The organism is Azospirillum baldaniorum (assembly GCF_003119195.2).
Classification (GTDB): Bacteria; Pseudomonadota; Alphaproteobacteria; order Azospirillales; family Azospirillaceae; genus Azospirillum; species Azospirillum baldaniorum.
On sequence record NZ_CP022253.1, the window covers coordinates 2,945,928 to 2,960,964 of the forward strand.

Consider the following 15,037-nt stretch of genomic DNA (forward strand, 5'->3'; position numbering starts at 1 on the left):
CCTCAGCCGGGCTTGCGCACGCTCCCGGTCACCACCGGATCGGCGCCCGGCCCCTCGGAATCCAGCCGGCCCGACCCGGCCTTTCCACCCCCGCGCGCCTGCTCCTTCAGCGCCTTGTTGGCCTCCGTCACCTCCTGGGCGTCGGGGGAGCCGTAGATCTCCTCGGCCCGCCGGGCGGTCTCCTCCATCTCGGCCTTGTGGGCCTCGGTGAAGGGGTTGCGCGGCGTCGGCATGATGCGGTCGTTCATGGCACCGTCCTTTGCGGTTCATCCTACCCCGGGCGAACCGCCGGGCGCGGCAAGGGTTCCCGGACGCGGCGCCCCCTGAAAAAGCCCCCTAGGCACCCCCGGCGCTTTCCGTTAAAGAGTCGGCGGAATCTCACCCGATTGGCCCACCCCGACGAACGGCTCCATCCCGTGCAGAACACGACCCGCGACGAGTGGCTCGCCAAGGCCCGTACCCTGTCCGAAGCCCTGCCCTACATGCGCCGCTACGCCGGGCGCACCTTCGTCATCAAGTACGGCGGCCACGCCATGGGTGACGACAGCCTGGCGGAGAAGTTCGCCCGCGACATCGTCCTGCTGAAGCAGGTCGGCATCAACCCCGTGGTCGTGCACGGCGGCGGCCCGCAAATTGGGCAGATGCTGCAGCGGCTGGCCATCAAGTCCAGCTTCATCGACGGCCTGCGCGTCACCGACAAGGAGACGGTCGAGGTGGTCGAGATGGTGCTGGCCGGCTCCATCAACAAGCAGATCGTCGCCGCCATCAACAACGCGGGCGGCCGCGCCGTCGGCCTGTCGGGCAAGGACGGCAGCCTGATCACCGCGCGCAAGCTGCGCCGCACCCAGCGCGACCCGGACAGCAACATCGAGAAGGTGCTGGACCTCGGCTTCGTCGGCGAGCCCTATCAGGTGAACCCGCAGATCATCACATCGCTGGCCCAGTCGGACATCATCCCGGTCATCGCCCCGATCGGCTTCGACCGCAACGGCGACACCTACAACATCAACGCCGACACCGCGGCGGGCGCCGTCGCCTCGGCGCTGGGCGCCACCCGCTTCTTCCTGCTGACCGACGTCGCCGGCGTTCTGGACAAGAACAAGGAGCTGGTGCCGCGCATGTCGCTGGACCAAGCGCGCGCCGCCATCGCCGACGGCACCGCGACCGGCGGCATGATCCCGAAGATCGAGACCTGCATCGACGCCGTCGAACAGGGCGTGGACGCCGCCGTCATCCTGGACGGCCGGGTGCCGCACGCCCTGCTGCTGGAGATCTTCACCGAGGGCGGGGCCGGCACGCTGATCGGCCGCGAGTGAGCGCATAAGCGAAGGGGACCCGCCATGTCCGACGTGCGCAAGGACCTGCTCCGCCAGATGAAGGCCATCCGCGAACGGATGGACCCGAAGCTGCTGGAGCGCGCCAAGCTGTCGGTCTTCGGCAAGGTCCCCTACGACCGCGACTCGGCGAAGGAAGCCGTCGGGCATTTCCTTGACTCCAAGGACGACGGCGGGGCCTTCCGCCGCAAGCTGGAGGACGCGCTGCGCCAGGACGGCGCGCCCGTCGACCTTCCGGACGGGGACGCCGCTCGGGACGCCGATGGCCCCGCCGAGCCGCCCCAGCCGCCCCAGCCGCGCAAGCCGCGCCGCTTCGGCCGTCTCCTCTAAGGCGGGCCGCCGCCATGCTCCATGTCTTCGCCTGCGACGGTGACCGGCTGCGCTGGGCCCGCGAGGCCGAGGGCGTCCGCACCCCGCTGCCCGCCGAGGCCGTCTGGCTCGACCTGCAGAACCCGACCCCGGAGGAGCTGGCCCGCGCCGAGGCGCTGATGGGCATCAAGCTGCCGACTCGGGAGCAGATGGCGGAGATCGAGGAATCGAGCCGCCTGCGCGTCACCCCCGGCGCCGTGCACATGACCGCGCTCGTCCTGGTCTGGGCCGACACCGACCAGCCGCGCATCGTCCCGGTCAGCTTCGTCCTGGCCGGCGGGCGGCTCGCCACCATCCACACCGTCGATCCGCAGCCCTTCCTGGCCTTCCGCCGCCGCGTCACCCGCAGTGGCGGCGCGGAGCTGACGGCCGAGGCGGTCCTGGCCGCCCTGCTTGATGGCGTGGTGGAGCGCACCGCCGCCGTCCTGCGCCGTGTCGGGCTGGAACTGGACACCATGGGCAGCCGCGCCTTCCGCGGGCGCGCCCTGCCGGTCAAGGGCGAGCGGCGGGACGACACCCGCACGCTGAAGCGCATCGGCCACACCGGGCACCTGATCGGCAAGGCCCATGTCAGCCTGTCGACGCTCAACCGCCTGCTGACCTTCCTGGCCCGCGGCGAGGGCTGGACCCCGGCCAAGCGGACCCGGCGCTGGGCGCGCGCCGCCCTGCAGGACGTGACGGGACTCGGCGAGTACGCCCAGTTCCTGTCGGGCAAGGTCAGCCTGCTGCTGGACACCACGCTGGGCCGCATCAACGTGGAGCAGAACGAGATCATCAAGATCGTCTCGATTCTGACAGTCACCCTGTTCCCGCCGACCCTGGTCGCCAGCATCTACGGCATGAACTTCGTGAGCATGCCGGAAAAGGACTGGACCTTCGGCTATCCGCTGGCGGTGATGCTGATGATCCTGTCGGCGACGCTGCCGATGATCTACTTCAAGCGGCGGCGCTGGCTGTAAGGGGCGCTCGGCTGGTTTGGCTCAACCGGCTTGCGACGAGGCCGCTTCCCGGCCCCGCGCGCCGCCCAGCTTCTCCCGTGCTTCGGAATACTCCTTCCGCACTTCCAGCCACTCCTTGAGCATCTTGCCGGCGGCGAACAGGAACAGCCCGTGCGCGGTCGTGATCTCCACGCCGACGAGATCCTCCAGCATGGTGTCGAACAGTTCGAGCACCGCGCTCAGCAGAAGCACCGCGGACAGCGCTACCTGAAGCAGAGACGGGCAGCGTGACAGGAGTTTCATGGCATCTCCAACGGTCGGAAGGCACAAGGCAACACATGCCATAAGCCCGACGCGCCGGGGAGATGAGGTGTGAAAAAAGCGGGTCTCTAAACGACGGCGAGCACCAGCGCCCAACCGAGCACGACGAGGTTGACCGTCAGCGTGACCGCCATGCCCGGCGCCCGCACATAGGGGTGGATCAGATAGCCCGCCCAGAACAGCAGACGGCCCAGCACGAACAGCGCGGTCGCCAGCCGGGCGAAGCCCAGGTCGGGCAGCGGCATCTGCGCCACCAGCGCCGCCAGGACGGGCACGAAGATCAGCGTCTGCTCCACCGTGTTGGTCAGCACGCGCTGGCTGACCCGGTAGAAGCGCGACTCGGCGTCGTCGATGGGGTTCAGGGCAACGGAACGGGCGCGGGCGACCAGCACCCCGCCCACCGTCAGGAACAGCACCAGCGCCGGCCACAGGGCGAGCCGACCCCAGAAGGCCATGCGCGCGCCCGGATCGGCGATGCCGGGCGGCGGGGCGAACAGCGGCGGCAGCAGCCACAGCGCCAGCAGCGCCACGGCCACCGCGGCGAGGTTGACGGTGGCCGCCAGACGCAGAAGACGGGTCTTGGAGGGACGGGTCTCCGGTGCGGCGGCCATGGCGTCTTACCCCAGGCCCTTCTGGCCCATGTCGAGGAACTTCTGGCGGCGCTGGGCGCGGATCGCCGCGCCGTCCAGCCCGTCGAGATCGCCCAGCGACTCCTCAATGGCGTCGCCCAGCGCCTTGATGGTCTCCGCCGGGTCACGGTGGGCGCCGCCGATCGGCTCGCTCACCACCCGGTCGATGACGCCGAGTTCCTTGAGGTCGTGGCTGATCAGGCGCAGCGCGACGGCGGCCTCGCCGGCCATGTCGGGGTTGCGCCACAGGATCGACGCGCAGCCCTCCGGCGAGATGACGGAGTAGATGGCGTGCTCCAGCATCAGCACCCGGTCGGCCGTCGCGATGGCGATGGCGCCGCCCGAGCCGCCCTCGCCGATCACCGCGGCCACCATGGGCACGGACAGGCGCAGGCAGCGCTCGATGCTCTTGGCGATGGCCTCGGCCTGGCCGCGCTCCTCCGCCTGGACGCCGGGGAAGGCGCCGGCGGTGTCGACCAGCGAGACGACCGGCAGCGTGAAGCGGTCGGCGAGGTCCATCAGGCGCTGGGCCTTGCGGTAGCCCTCAGGCTTGGCCATGCCGAAGTTGTGGCGCACGCGCGTTTCGGTGTCGTGGCCCTTCTCCTGCCCGATCACCACGACCGAGCGGCCGCGGAAGCGGCCCAGCCCGCCGATGACCGCGCGGTCTTCGGCGAAGCCGCGGTCGCCGGCCAGCGGCGTGAAGTCGTCGATCAGCCCCTTCACATAGTCCAGACAGTGCGGACGGTTGGGGTGGCGGGCCACCTGCACCTTCTGCGCCGGGGTGAGCTTCGCGTAGGTCTGCCGGAGGAGCTTGTCGACCTTGGTCTGCAGCTTCGACACTTCGTCGGCGATGTTGATGTCGCCGGCGTTGGTCAGGTGGCGCAGTTCCTCGATCTTGCCTTCAAGCTCGGCGATCGGCTTTTCGAATTCCAGGAAGGTTTGCATGCCGGAAGGATCACGGACCGAATAGGATAGGACGCGGACGTCGCGGACCGGCCTTGGTACCACGGTGCGCGGCGGCGATGCCACAGCTTATCGCGCGAATCGCCGGCCAAAACTGACCAGAAGCACGCCCAGGACGATCACCGCCGCCCCGCCCCACACCCAGGGGGAATAGCGCTCGCCGAACAGCAGCGTCCCGGTGCCCAGCCCGACGGAGGTCGCCACGTAGCCGATCTGGCTGAGATAGACCGGCCCGGCGACCACCTGGAGCCGGAAATACAGCACGTAGGTCAGCGCCGTCACCGCGATCTGGAGCAGGGCCAGTCCGGGCGCGAGTCCCAGCGCCGGCAGGTCCGCCACCGCCCCGGTTGCGAGCAGCGCCAGCGCCACCCAGGCCGCCCCGCCCAGCATGGTGCCCGCGGCCAGCGCCACCGGCTGGCCGCCCGGCGGCCACGCCATGGTGCGGTAGACGTTGCCGGCCGCGACCGACAGCGGCATGACGAAGGCCAGCGCCATCCAGCCCGCCAGATCGGGCGTGGGCAGGCTGCCGCGCGGCCCGACGATCATCAGCGCGCCGACGAATCCGAGCAGGATGCCCAACACCCGTCCGCGGTCGGGTTTTTCGATCCGCACCGCCACGGCCATCAGCAGCGTCAGGATCGGCGGCAGCGTGTAGACCACCGCCGACAGCCCGGCCCCCAGCCACGGCATGACGAAGAACAGCACGACGTTGGGCAGCGCCATGGACAGCAGCCCCGACACCGCGAAGTAGCGCAGGTACCGCCCGGTCAGGGGCCCAGCGGGAAGCATGGCTTGGCCTTTGACGCGCGCCAGCCCGGCCAGGATCACCCCGGCGCCCAGCATCATGGAGAAGGCCCAGGGCAGCGGCGGCACGCCGGCCGCCTGCGCGATCTTGGTGACCGGAAAGATCACCCCGATCAACCCGCCGACCAGAAGCAGCAGCGCAAGCGATTCGGCCCCGCGCGACGCCGGCGGGACGGTGGCGGATGGAAGGGTCAATGTCAGACCCGCGGGGTCCGGGGGCTGCGGCGCCAGCCGTCTTCCAGATCATCCGGAAAAGCCGGGTCGAGGGTCTGCTCCACCGTGAAGGGGCTGTCCTCGGAAAAACGCTCCTCCGGCAGATCGGTTTCGCGGGCGGCCTCACGCCGGGCAAGCTGGTAGGCCTTGGCGAACAGCGCGGGCAGCTTGGGCGTCAGGCTGGGGTTGTCCTCCAACACAAGGGCCGCGTTGTCCCGCTCCCGCTGGATGCTGTTGCGCCAGCTCCGCGACCGGCGGGCGGGTTGTTCCTGCCATTTCAGGAGGTGCAAAAGAATCAGGCGCAGGCAGCTTCGCAGACGGTCGGCCTCGCTGCGGCCCATGCTCTCGATCTCCTCCGCGAGGTTTTCGGCGTCCACTTCGGACAGCTTGCCGGCGCGCAGAAGCCCGGCCTGCTCCTGCGTCCAGCCGTAGAAATCGTCTCCATACGCGGCGGCGTTGCGTCCCATGGCGGCCCCTTCGGGTGGTGTGCCGACACCAATATGGTGAACACGCCGTGGGCTTGGCAACGCCCTCACGCCCCCTGCGCGACGATGCGGTCGTAGGCCGGCAGGGTCAGGAAATCCACGAAGTCGTCCCGCTCCACGAGGTCGCGCAGCATCACCGCGGCCTCCTCGTACAGACCATGGTCGAAGGCGCGGTCGCCGACGCGGGCCTTCCAGGCGGCCAGCTCCTCGGCGATGGTCTCGTCCACCAGCTCCATGGTCACCGGGCGCCCGTCGTCCAGCGTGGCGCGATGGTGGACCCACTGCCAGAGCTGGGTGCGGCTGATCTCCGCGGTGGCGGCGTCCTCCATCAGGTTGAACAGCGGCACACAGCCGATGCCGCGCAGCCACGCCTCCAGATAGCCGATGGCGACGGCCACGTTGTTGCGCAGGCCGCGCTCCGTCTTCGGCCCCTCCGGGACGGCCAGCAGGTCGGCGGCGGTCACGCTGACGTCGGCGCGCTTGCGGTCGATCTGGTTGGGTTTGCGCATGTAGGCGTCGAAGACCTCCCGCGCGACGGGGACGAGGCCGGGGTGGGCCACCCAGGTGCCGTCATGGCCGTTGGACACCTCCCGCTCCTTGTCGGCGCGGACCTTGGAGAAGGCGGTCTCGTTGGCCGCGGGATCGTCCTTCACCGGGATGTAGGCGGCCATGCCGCCGATGGCCGGGGCGCCACGGCGGTGGCAGGTCTTGACCGCCAGCAGGCTGTAGGACTGCAGGAAGGGCGTCGCCATCGTCACCTCCGCCCGGTCGGGCAGGACAGCGGCGGGGTCGTTGCGGAAGGTCTTGATGAAGCTGAAGATGTAGTCCCAGCGCCCGCAGTTCAGCCCGGCGGAATGGTCGCGCAGCTCGTAGAGGATCTCGTCCATCTCGAAGGCGGCCAGGATGGTTTCCACCAGCACCGTGGCCTTGATCGAGCCGTGCGGGATCTTGAGATAATCCTCGGCGACCGAGAACACCTCGTTCCACAGCCGCGCCTCGAAATGGCTTTCCAGCTTCGGCAGGTAGAAGTAGGGGCCGGAGCCGCGGGCCAGAAGCTCCTGCGCGTTGTGGAAGGCGTAGAGGGCGAAGTCGAACAGCGCGCCGGACACCGGTTCGCCGTCGAACCGGACGTGCTTCTCCGCCAGATGCCAGCCGCGCGGGCGGACCTTGAGGACGGCGGTCTTGTCGTTCAGACGGTACTTCTTGCCCGACACGGGATCGTCGAAGGCGATGGTCCGGCGCACGGCGTCGCGCAGGTTGGCCTGCCCCTCGATCAGGTTGGCCCAGGACGGGCAGCTCGAATCCTCGAAATCCGCCATGAAGACCTTCGCGCCGGAATTCAGCGCGTTGATGACCATCTTGCGGTCCACCGGCCCGGTGATCTCCACCCGGCGATCGAGCAGGTCGTGCGGCAGCGGCGCGATGGTCCAGTCAGCCTCACGGATGGCGCGGGTTTCCGGCAGGAAGTCCGGCCTGTGGCCCTGGTCGATCAGCGCCCGCCGCTTGGTCCGCACGTCGAGCAGGCGCAACCGCTCCGACCCGAACCGCCCCTCCAGCTCCGCCAGGAAGGCCAGCGCCTCCGGCGTCAGGATCGTCTCGACGCCCGGCGTGATCGGACCCAGGATCTCAAGCCCGGAGATGGTCGTGGCCATGCGGTTCCCCCTGTTCGTCGCGAGGGCGGTCCGGCGCACTCGCCAGCCAACCCCATTGGCATAAGGGCTATACCACAGCGGGAGGAGCGGCCAAAGCCGCATCGGCATTATGCGAAAGGAAAAACCCACACATACGCAACACTATTGCGTACGAATGGTTTTTCGCCGGGCCAGCGGGTGATGCTCGTGCACGACCTGTTTCAGCCGCTCCGACACCACATGGGTGTAGATCTGGGTGGTGGCGATGTCGGCGTGGCCCAGCATCTTCTGGACCGACCGCAGGTCCGCCCCGCGGTCGAGCAGGTGGGTGGCGAAGGCGTGGCGCAGCACGTGGGGGCTGACCTTCTCCGGGTCGATGTTCGACTCGATGGCCAGCTCCTTCAGAAGCTGGGCGAACCGCTGGCGCGTCAGGTGCCCGTTGGTGGAGCTGCGCGACGGGAACAGGAAGGCGACCGGTCCGTTCTCCCGCCCGGCCAAAATGAAGTGGCTCCGCCAGGGCAGATAGACGTTCAGCGCAGCGGAGGCCGGTTCGGACAGCGGCACCATGCGCTCCTTCCCGCCCTTGCCGCGCACGATCAGCCCGCGCCCGTCGCGCAGGATGGCCGCCATCGGCAGGCCGACCAGCTCCGACACGCGCAGGCCGGTGGCGTAGAGCACCTCCAGCAGCGCGACCAGCCGCAGCCCTTCCGGCCCGCCGCGGGTCTGGGCGGAGTCGATCATGCGCGTGACCTCCTCCACCGTCAGGATCTTGGGCAGCGGGCGGCCCTGCTTGGGGCTGTCGAGCGCCGAAGCCGGGTCGTCGGCCCGCCGGCCTTCCGAGACCAGGAAGCGGTAGAACTGGCGCATCGCCGACAGGCGGCGGGCCAGCGTGCGCGGCGCCGGCTTCTGCCCGCCCTCCACATACTGGAAGGCGAGGTAGGCGCGCAGATCCTCCGTCACCGCCTTTTCCAGCGGCTGCCCGCGCTGGGCCAGCCAGAGGGCGAGATCGGCGAGGTCGCGCTCGTAGGCCATCCGGGTGTTCAGCGCCGCGCCGCGCTCCGCCGTCAGCATGTCCAGGAAGGCGTCGACATGGGGCGAGGCCGCGATCGGGCGCGGTTTGCAGGGGCGCCCGCGCCGCTTCGGCTGGGCTTTCGGCAGGGGTGTTTTGGGCATGGGACTCATCCGGCCAGGGCCGCGGCGGCTTCACGGGCGATGGCGCGGGCATCGCTGTCCAGACCCACGGCGCGCAGGGCACCGACCACCCGCGCCACCACCGCGGGCGGCGTGCCCGCCGGCCCGGCGTTGCCGAGCAGCAGCAGGGCGGCCAGCGCCGTCTCGCCGACGCGCCGGTCGGCGGAGGCCTCGGCCAGCCGCTGCCATAGGGCGGGGTCGGCGGTGGGGGGACGGGCGTCCGCGGGCGTGGGGGCCATCTCCTCGGGGTCGGCGGTCCGGCGCCACGCCTCCTCCGGCACGGCGAGGCCCATCGCCTGGAGCAGGGCCAGCTGCCCGGCGACCTGGGCGCGGGCCTCCAGGTCGGCGCCGCGCAGCGACTCGTCCAGCCAGCCGGCGAGGCCCAGCACCCCGCCACCCGGCGGCGGACCGAGCGCGATGACGGCGAGCGGCCACAGCCGCGCCACCTCCACTGTGGGACGGCTGCGCAGGGCGAGATCGTACCAGCGCTTGCCCTTGTCGGCGCGGCCCAGCGCGAAGCAGAGCCGCGCCGCGGCGGGGGCCAGGGCGGCGGCGTCCGGAGTCGGCGAGAGGGTGTCGAGCATGTCCGCCACCACCGCCCCCACCGGACCGGTCAGCATCGGCGGGTCGAGAAGCTCCAGCGCCAACCCGGCCAGTTCCACCCGCCGCCCGCCGCCCATGGCCGCGAGCATCGCCTGCTGCACCAGCGCGCGGGTGCGGGCCGTGCGGTCGCGGGCCGCGGCGTCCTTCAGCCGCAGAAGCTCGTCGCCCTTGGCCGGCGCGGCGCGGTACGCCTCCGCCAGCCGCCGGGAATCAAGGAACAGCGCGGTGGCGGCGCGCTCCGCCGCGGTCACGCGGGTCGCCGGGTCGGCGCCGTTGTTGGACGCCACGGCGGCCAGCCGGGCCGGGTCGGTCAGGGACAGCACGTCCGGCGGCAGCCCGGCCTGGAGCGTCCGCAGGGCGGCCAGGGTCAGCGGGCTGGGGTCCTTCAGGCTGCGCAGCCGCGGTGCCGGGCCGCCGGCCATCGCCTCGGCCACCCGCAAGAAATCGGGGTCGCCGCCCGGCTGCTCGCGCAGCATCTGGAAGGCGAGGTCGTCGCCCGCCGGCGCAGCCCCGGCCTCGGTGGGCATTCCCCCGCCGATCCGCCCGGCGCGCAGGCGGCAGAACAGCTCCACACGCTGCCAATAGGGGCCGGAGAAGGGCTTGGCGCGCTCCGTCGCGGCGGCGCAGTCCAGCGGGCCGGCGAGCAGTTCGGCGTCGGTCAGGGCGCGGGCGGCGGCCTCGTCGGCCGACATCGCCTCGGGCAGCAGAGCGGCAAGGTCGGCGGCGCCGCGCGGGTCGCCCATGGCCGCCAGCTTCTCCACCCGCAGCGCGCCGAAGCGGCGCGCCGGTTCGGATTCGCCCGGAGCGGCGGCGGGCGAGCCGCGGCTGAGCAGCAGCCGGCGCTGCAGCTCCTTCACGGCGGGCGACGGGGTGAGGGTGGGCAGCTCCGGCAGCAGGGCCAGCACCTCGGCGCGCGGGATGCCGCGCCAGGGGTCGCCACCCAGCCCGGCGACTCCCTCCAGGGGACCGGCGCCGTCGGGGTCCAGCGGCCCCAGCGTCTCCACCGCGATGGTCGAAGGCGGCGCCACGGTGGGCACCACATCGAAGGACGGCGTATGGACGGGCGGCGTCAGCGGCAGCGGAGCGGCAGACGGCCCCGGCGAAGCCAGCGGATCGTCCAGGACCCGCCCGACCCCGGCCCGGACTCCAACGTCGGGCACGGCCATCCGTTCCGGCGGCGGAAACAGACGGATCGGCGGCCCGGAAGGCACCGCCTGGGTATAGGCCTGGGCCTGGGCCTGCGTCACCGCTCCCATCACGACACCGGACAGAGCCAGCACCAGGGAAGCGGCGGCAAACATGGAAACGGCGCCGGCCCCGGCCCGTCCGCCCCGTGGCGGAGCGGCAAACCGGCGGCGGCGCCCGGCGTCCCCGGCGTCAGCGGGGGAACCGCTCATCCGGAATGACCTTTTCCACCGTCTTGGACGGTGCCGGCATGTCCCAGGAGGCAAGGAAGGCCATGCCACCCCCGATGACGAAGAGGAACAGGACGAAAAGAACGGAAATAACCCGGCTCATGGCGATCGGAGTCGTGTTTCTGTGGAAGGAACGGCGGCGCTGTATCACGGTCTGCGTCCGTGCGGCTTGGGACAAGGGTGCGCTTTCATGCTAATCATCGCACACCGCCCGCACCGCTGGCCCGATGGCCGATGAACGCAGGACGTACCACTTTAGCCACGGGGGCGCCGCTGCGCAACATGCGCAGGCCCCTGCGACCGAATCGAACACACGCCCTCCGGAACCGCATCAGGCCGGAACAGCATCAGGAAAGTCCACAGCACCATGACCGCCCGCCCATCACCGCAGGGACAGCCGCCGGACCCGTCGAAGACCCTTCCGAGGACGGTGGTGCTTGTCGGCCTGATGGGCGCGGGGAAGAGCGCGATCGGGCGGCGGTTGGCCGCGCGGCTGCATCTGCCCTTCGTGGACGCCGATACGGAGATCGAGACGGCGGCGGGCTGCTCCATCGCCGAAATCTTCGCCCGCGACGGCGAGGCGGTGTTCCGCTCGGTGGAGCGGCGGATCATCACCCGGCTGCTGACCGAACAGCCGGTGCACATCCTGGCGACCGGCGGCGGCGCCTTCATGGACCCGGAGACGCGCGCGGCCATCCGCGCCCACGGCCTGTCGGTCTGGCTGCGCGCCGAACTGGACGTGCTGCTGGCCCGCACGGCGCGGCGCACCCATCGCCCGCTGCTGAACGCCGGCGATCCCAAGGAGATCCTGAGCCGGCTGATGACCGCCCGCTACCCCGTCTATGCGGAGGCCGACCTGACGGTGATCAGCGACGAGCGCCCGCCGGAGGCGACCGTGGAACAGGTGATCGAGGCGCTGGAGGCGCATTTCGACATCACCCTGCCCCACTCGCACCACCATCATCACCGCCACCCGGCGCACCACCACCACGACAAGCCCTGATCCTGCCATGACCTCCCCAGACACCCCCACCGCCATCGACACCGTCCGCCTCGACCTCGGTCCGCGCAGCTACGACATCCTGGTCGGCGACCGGGTGCTCGACGGCGCCGGACCGCGCATCGCCGCGATCACCAGGGGCAAGGCGCCCATCGTCGTCACCGACGAGAACGTCGCCCCGCGGCATCTGCCGACGCTGGAGCGCACGCTGCGCGACGCCGGCATCGAGCCGACCCAGGCCATCGTCCTGCCGGCGGGCGAGAAGACCAAGGACATCGCCCATTTCGAACGGCTGATGGACGCCGTCCTGGCGCGCGGGATCGAGCGGTCGGCGGTCCTGCTGGCGCTCGGCGGCGGGGTGATCGGCGACATCACCGGCTTCGCCGCCGCCTCGGCGCTGCGCGGCATCGACTTCATCCAGGTGCCGACCACGCTGCTCAGCCAGGTGGACAGCTCGGTCGGCGGCAAGACCGGCATCAACAGCCCGCACGGCAAGAATCTGATCGGCGCCTTCCACCAGCCTCGGCTGGTCATCGCCGACACCGCCACGCTGGACACCCTGCCGCGGCGCGAGGTGCTGGCCGGCTACGCCGAGGTGGTGAAGTACGGGCTGATCCGCCTGCCCGGCTTCTTCGCCTGGCTGGAGGAGAACGGCGAGCGGGTGGTCGCCGGCGACAGCGACGCCCGCCGCCACGCCGTCACCGAAAGCTGCCGGGCCAAGGCCGCCATCGTCGGCGTGGACGAGCGGGAGAGCGGCGACCGCGCCCTGCTGAATCTCGGCCACACCTTCGGCCACGCGCTGGAGGCGGCGACCGGCTTCGGCTCCCGCCTGCTGCACGGCGAGGCGGTGTCGATCGGCATGGTCCTGGCCTTCGACCTGTCGGTGCGGCTGGGGCTGTGCCCGGCGGCGGACGCCGAGAAGGCGCGCGCCCATTTGGCCCGCGTCGGCCTGCCGGTCCGCCCAACCGACGTGCCCGGCGTGGAATGGGACATCGACGGGCTGATCCTGTCCATGGCCAAGGACAAGAAGGTCAAGGACGGGCGCATCACCTTCGTGCTGGTGCGCGCGCTGGGCGACGCCTTCACCCAGCGCGACGTCGATCCGGCGGTGGTGCGGGCGCTACTGGAGGATGCCGTCGCGCGCTGATGCGGTGCACCATAATCCCTTGACCGTTGGGGTGGCAAACTGTCAGAGTTAACGACAGTTCCGATTCGCGTCCAAGATGCGAGGAAAAGCCGCCCCAAAAAGGGAGACTGGACATGCCGAACCGAAAGCTCATGCCCGACGTCATCAAGGACCAGCAGCTCGTCTGCTTGCCCCCGGAGGCCAGCGTCCGGGATGCCGCCGTCCTGATGGCGGAGCGCCGCGTCGCCGCCCTCCTGGTCACTCAGGACCGGCCGAAGGGGGGCCGGTCGCTGAAGGGCATCTTCACCGAGCGCGACCTCGCGGCCCGCGTCGTCGCCGCCGGCCGTGATCCCGCGACGACCCGGCTCGCCGAGGTCATGACCGCTTCTCCCGACACGCTGGGACCGGATGCCCACGCCTACGAGGCGCTGGACCTGATGGAGCGCCACCATTACCGCCATTTGCCGATCACCGCGGACGGCGAATCGGACGGGACGGTGATGGGCATCGTCTCCATCCGCGACCTGTTCGCCGTGGTCCGCGCCCATCTGGAGGACGAGATCCGCGACCGCGAGGCCTTCATCTTCGGGTCGAACTACTCCGCCAGCGCTCCCCCGTAACCCAGGCACAGCGCCGCGGCAGCGTAATGCTGCAATGCGGCGAAGCCGGCTTGACCTGAACGCTGGCCCCACCGATATTCCCGGGTACGCCCCAACAATCAGGCCGTCCGAACTAGGCCGAACGTCAGAGAGTCCCATGCCGCTGTCCGAACCCGCCGCACGCGAACCGATCCACACCCGGGAAGTCATCTGCCGGGGCTATCGGCGGACCGATGGGCTGTGGGATGTCGAAGGCCATCTGACCGATGTGAAGAGCTACGCCTTCCACACCGAGCAGCGTGGGCAGATCATGCCCGGCGACCCGGTGCACGGCATGTGGCTTCGCCTGACGGTGGACAACGACCTGACCGTCCAGGCGGTCGAGGCGGTGACGGAGAAGAGCCCCTACCGCACCTGCGGCTCCGTCACCCCCAATTTCCAGCGGCTGGTCGGGCTGAAGATCGGGCCGGGCTGGACCCGCGCGGTGAAGGAGCGTCTGGGCGGCGTCCAGGGCTGCACGCATCTGGTGGAGCTTCTGGGGCCGATCGCCACCACCGCCTTCCAGACCATCTACCCCATCCTGGCGCGCGAGCAGGCCGAGAAGGCCCGGGCGGCCGGCGGCGGCGAGGCGGGCAGCAAGGAGGACATGCTGCGCACCAAGCGCCCGGTGCTGCTGAACACCTGCCACATCTTCGACAGCAACGGCGAGGTCGTGCGGAAGAACTGGCCCGACCACTACACCGGCGACCGTCCGCGCGACGCCGCGGACTGAGGCGGCGGGCGGCGCCAACCACTCTTCGTCCGCACCGGACACAGCATCCCGGACGGACACATACCGGACAGACACATAAGGGCGCATCCTATGGACGCGCCCTTTTCTTCTGCCGATCGGGATGCTCCGGCCGTCACGCGTCCAGCGCGGACCGCAGGCCCTCGCCCGTCGCGCCCGGCTTCGCCGCCGGCGGCAAAGCCGATGCCGTGGTGCCGGCCCCGCTTTCCGTCCGGTCCAGCTCGTCGAGCGGTGGCAGGTCGAAAGGCGTCCCCACGAAGGGATCGCCCCCGCCGTGTCCGGCCTGGACATGACCGTCCTCGGTGCAGGCCCGGCGGAAATAGGCCGCGATGAAGACGCGGACCGCCGAGGTCAGGGTGACCTCCGCATTGTCCGCGCCCGGACCGCGCCGCCGGATCTGCTCGTCCAGCCGGTCCTTGATCAGGGTGCAGAGGCCGTTGACCGTCAGGCCCTCGCGGCGGGCAATGTCCTCCAGAGCGTCCCACATGGTCGGCTCCAGACGCATGCTCGTGCGGCGCCCGGCAATCATGATGTTCATGCTCTTCAGCGGTTCCACACACGCGTTGGGATTCACTGTTAACCGCTTCTTCGGCCCGCGCTTCGCCATACGCCGCCCTCTCCACGAA

The 15,037-nt window shown here is 70.6% G+C and carries 18 protein-coding genes; 7 read left to right on the forward strand and 11 right to left on the reverse strand.

Going from position 1 to position 15,037, the window contains the following annotated elements:
* Window positions 1-2 precede the first annotated feature (2 nt).
* Window positions 3-248: a hypothetical protein gene (locus Sp245p_RS13925; RefSeq protein ID WP_014239274.1), complete on the reverse strand. Its 246-nt coding sequence runs from the start codon at window positions 246-248 to the stop codon at window positions 3-5.
* Between the two features lie 168 nt (window positions 249-416).
* Between Sp245p_RS13925 and argB the strand changes: the two genes are divergently transcribed.
* Genes argB through Sp245p_RS13940 form a run of 3 tightly spaced genes read left to right on the forward strand, consistent with a single transcriptional unit; the run spans window position 417 to window position 2,662 of the window.
* Window positions 417-1,316, forward strand: a complete 900-nt coding sequence (gene argB / locus Sp245p_RS13930) for an acetylglutamate kinase (protein ID WP_014239273.1) — start codon at window positions 417-419, stop codon at window positions 1,314-1,316.
* Window positions 1,317-1,340: 24 nt separating this feature from the next.
* Complete coding sequence (locus tag Sp245p_RS13935; RefSeq protein WP_014239272.1) at window positions 1,341-1,664, forward strand: hypothetical protein; 324 nt, start codon at window positions 1,341-1,343, stop codon at window positions 1,662-1,664.
* 14 nt (window positions 1,665-1,678) lie between these two features.
* On the forward strand, window positions 1,679-2,662 hold the full coding sequence (locus tag Sp245p_RS13940; RefSeq protein WP_109138554.1) for a magnesium transporter CorA family protein: 984 nt from the start codon (window positions 1,679-1,681) through the stop codon (window positions 2,660-2,662).
* A gap of 21 nt (window positions 2,663-2,683) precedes the next feature.
* Here the strand turns inward: Sp245p_RS13940 and Sp245p_RS13945 are convergent, their stop codons facing one another.
* The 9 genes from Sp245p_RS13945 to Sp245p_RS13985 all read right to left on the reverse strand — a co-directional run bounded on the left by Sp245p_RS13945 (window position 2,684) and on the right by Sp245p_RS13985 (window position 11,047).
* Window positions 2,684-2,944, reverse strand: a complete 261-nt coding sequence (locus Sp245p_RS13945; protein ID WP_014239271.1) for a hypothetical protein — start codon at window positions 2,942-2,944, stop codon at window positions 2,684-2,686.
* 86 nt (window positions 2,945-3,030) lie between these two features.
* Window positions 3,031-3,573: an MAPEG family protein gene (locus tag Sp245p_RS13950; protein WP_014239270.1), complete on the reverse strand. Its 543-nt coding sequence runs from the start codon at window positions 3,571-3,573 to the stop codon at window positions 3,031-3,033.
* 6 nt (window positions 3,574-3,579) lie between these two features.
* Entirely contained in the window at window positions 3,580-4,536 is a 957-nt protein-coding gene (locus Sp245p_RS13955) for an acetyl-CoA carboxylase carboxyltransferase subunit alpha (protein WP_014239269.1), read from the reverse strand.
* Window positions 4,537-4,623: 87 nt separating this feature from the next.
* A complete protein-coding gene (locus Sp245p_RS13960) occupies window positions 4,624-5,553 on the reverse strand; it encodes a DMT family transporter (protein WP_014239268.1) in 930 nt (309 codons plus the stop codon).
* 2 nt (window positions 5,554-5,555) lie between these two features.
* A complete protein-coding gene (locus Sp245p_RS13965) occupies window positions 5,556-6,038 on the reverse strand; it encodes a DUF29 domain-containing protein (RefSeq protein WP_014239267.1) in 483 nt (160 codons plus the stop codon).
* 65 nt (window positions 6,039-6,103) lie between these two features.
* Window positions 6,104-7,708 carry a malate synthase A gene (gene aceB / locus Sp245p_RS13970; RefSeq protein ID WP_014239266.1) on the reverse strand — a complete coding sequence of 535 codons (1,605 nt, stop codon included), beginning with the start codon at window positions 7,706-7,708 and terminating at the stop codon, window positions 6,104-6,106.
* Window positions 7,709-7,849: 141 nt separating this feature from the next.
* The gene (xerD, locus tag Sp245p_RS13975; protein ID WP_014239265.1) at window positions 7,850-8,869 is read right to left on the reverse strand and encodes a site-specific tyrosine recombinase XerD; all 1,020 of its coding nucleotides are present in this window, start codon (window positions 8,867-8,869) and stop codon (window positions 7,850-7,852) included.
* A complete protein-coding gene (locus Sp245p_RS13980; protein ID WP_109138556.1) occupies window positions 8,866-10,878 on the reverse strand; it encodes a hypothetical protein in 2,013 nt (670 codons plus the stop codon). The genes xerD and Sp245p_RS13980 overlap by 4 nt, the downstream gene beginning before the upstream one ends.
* The gene (locus Sp245p_RS13985; RefSeq protein WP_103039827.1) at window positions 10,859-11,047 is read right to left on the reverse strand and encodes a hypothetical protein; all 189 of its coding nucleotides are present in this window, start codon (window positions 11,045-11,047) and stop codon (window positions 10,859-10,861) included. The genes Sp245p_RS13980 and Sp245p_RS13985 overlap by 20 nt, the downstream gene beginning before the upstream one ends.
* Window positions 11,048-11,263: 216 nt before the next feature.
* Between Sp245p_RS13985 and Sp245p_RS13990 the strand changes: the two genes are divergently transcribed.
* The 4 genes from Sp245p_RS13990 to Sp245p_RS14005 all read left to right on the forward strand — a co-directional run bounded on the left by Sp245p_RS13990 (window position 11,264) and on the right by Sp245p_RS14005 (window position 14,393).
* Window positions 11,264-11,899: a shikimate kinase gene (locus Sp245p_RS13990; RefSeq protein ID WP_052584218.1), complete on the forward strand. Its 636-nt coding sequence runs from the start codon at window positions 11,264-11,266 to the stop codon at window positions 11,897-11,899.
* A 7-nt stretch (window positions 11,900-11,906) separates the two neighbouring features.
* Window positions 11,907-13,043 (forward strand): 3-dehydroquinate synthase, encoded by a 1,137-nt coding sequence (gene aroB, locus Sp245p_RS13995; RefSeq protein WP_041810876.1) that lies wholly within the window; start codon window positions 11,907-11,909, stop codon window positions 13,041-13,043.
* Window positions 13,044-13,156: 113 nt separating this feature from the next.
* Window positions 13,157-13,642 carry a CBS domain-containing protein gene (locus Sp245p_RS14000; RefSeq protein ID WP_014239262.1) on the forward strand — a complete coding sequence of 162 codons (486 nt, stop codon included), beginning with the start codon at window positions 13,157-13,159 and terminating at the stop codon, window positions 13,640-13,642.
* A 136-nt stretch (window positions 13,643-13,778) separates the two neighbouring features.
* Window positions 13,779-14,393 (forward strand): DUF2889 domain-containing protein, encoded by a 615-nt coding sequence (locus tag Sp245p_RS14005; RefSeq protein ID WP_014239261.1) that lies wholly within the window; start codon window positions 13,779-13,781, stop codon window positions 14,391-14,393.
* Window positions 14,394-14,526: 133 nt separating this feature from the next.
* Here Sp245p_RS14005 and Sp245p_RS14010 read toward each other — a convergent pair whose 3' ends face one another.
* Window positions 14,527-14,949 carry a ribbon-helix-helix domain-containing protein gene (locus Sp245p_RS14010; RefSeq protein WP_244439345.1) on the reverse strand — a complete coding sequence of 141 codons (423 nt, stop codon included), beginning with the start codon at window positions 14,947-14,949 and terminating at the stop codon, window positions 14,527-14,529.
* Window positions 14,950-15,037 lie beyond the last annotated feature (88 nt).

What these genes read in the sequence shown, in the direction of transcription:
- Sp245p_RS13945 (WP_014239271.1), bottom strand. Translation starts at nt 2,944, where the DNA reads ATGAAACTCCTGTCACGCTGCCCGTCTCTGCTTCAGGTAGCGCTGTCC.
- Sp245p_RS13935 (WP_014239272.1), top strand. Translation starts at nt 1,341, where the DNA reads ATGTCCGACGTGCGCAAGGACCTGCTCCGCCAGATGAAGGCCATCCGC.
- Sp245p_RS13980 (WP_109138556.1), bottom strand. Translation starts at nt 10,878, where the DNA reads ATGAGCGGTTCCCCCGCTGACGCCGGGGACGCCGGGCGCCGCCGCCGG.
- xerD (WP_014239265.1), bottom strand. Translation starts at nt 8,869, where the DNA reads ATGAGTCCCATGCCCAAAACACCCCTGCCGAAAGCCCAGCCGAAGCGG.
- Sp245p_RS13940 (WP_109138554.1), top strand. Translation starts at nt 1,679, where the DNA reads ATGCTCCATGTCTTCGCCTGCGACGGTGACCGGCTGCGCTGGGCCCGC.
- Sp245p_RS13950 (WP_014239270.1), bottom strand. Translation starts at nt 3,573, where the DNA reads ATGGCCGCCGCACCGGAGACCCGTCCCTCCAAGACCCGTCTTCTGCGT.
- Sp245p_RS13955 (WP_014239269.1), bottom strand. Translation starts at nt 4,536, where the DNA reads ATGCAAACCTTCCTGGAATTCGAAAAGCCGATCGCCGAGCTTGAAGGC.
- Sp245p_RS13965 (WP_014239267.1), bottom strand. Translation starts at nt 6,038, where the DNA reads ATGGGACGCAACGCCGCCGCGTATGGAGACGATTTCTACGGCTGGACG.
- Sp245p_RS14010 (WP_244439345.1), bottom strand. Translation starts at nt 14,949, where the DNA reads ATGAACATCATGATTGCCGGGCGCCGCACGAGCATGCGTCTGGAGCCG.
- Sp245p_RS13925 (WP_014239274.1), bottom strand. Translation starts at nt 248, where the DNA reads ATGAACGACCGCATCATGCCGACGCCGCGCAACCCCTTCACCGAGGCC.
- Sp245p_RS14005 (WP_014239261.1), top strand. Translation starts at nt 13,779, where the DNA reads ATGCCGCTGTCCGAACCCGCCGCACGCGAACCGATCCACACCCGGGAA.
- Sp245p_RS14000 (WP_014239262.1), top strand. Translation starts at nt 13,157, where the DNA reads ATGCCGAACCGAAAGCTCATGCCCGACGTCATCAAGGACCAGCAGCTC.
- Sp245p_RS13990 (WP_052584218.1), top strand. Translation starts at nt 11,264, where the DNA reads ATGACCGCCCGCCCATCACCGCAGGGACAGCCGCCGGACCCGTCGAAG.
- aroB (WP_041810876.1), top strand. Translation starts at nt 11,907, where the DNA reads ATGACCTCCCCAGACACCCCCACCGCCATCGACACCGTCCGCCTCGAC.
- aceB (WP_014239266.1), bottom strand. Translation starts at nt 7,708, where the DNA reads ATGGCCACGACCATCTCCGGGCTTGAGATCCTGGGTCCGATCACGCCG.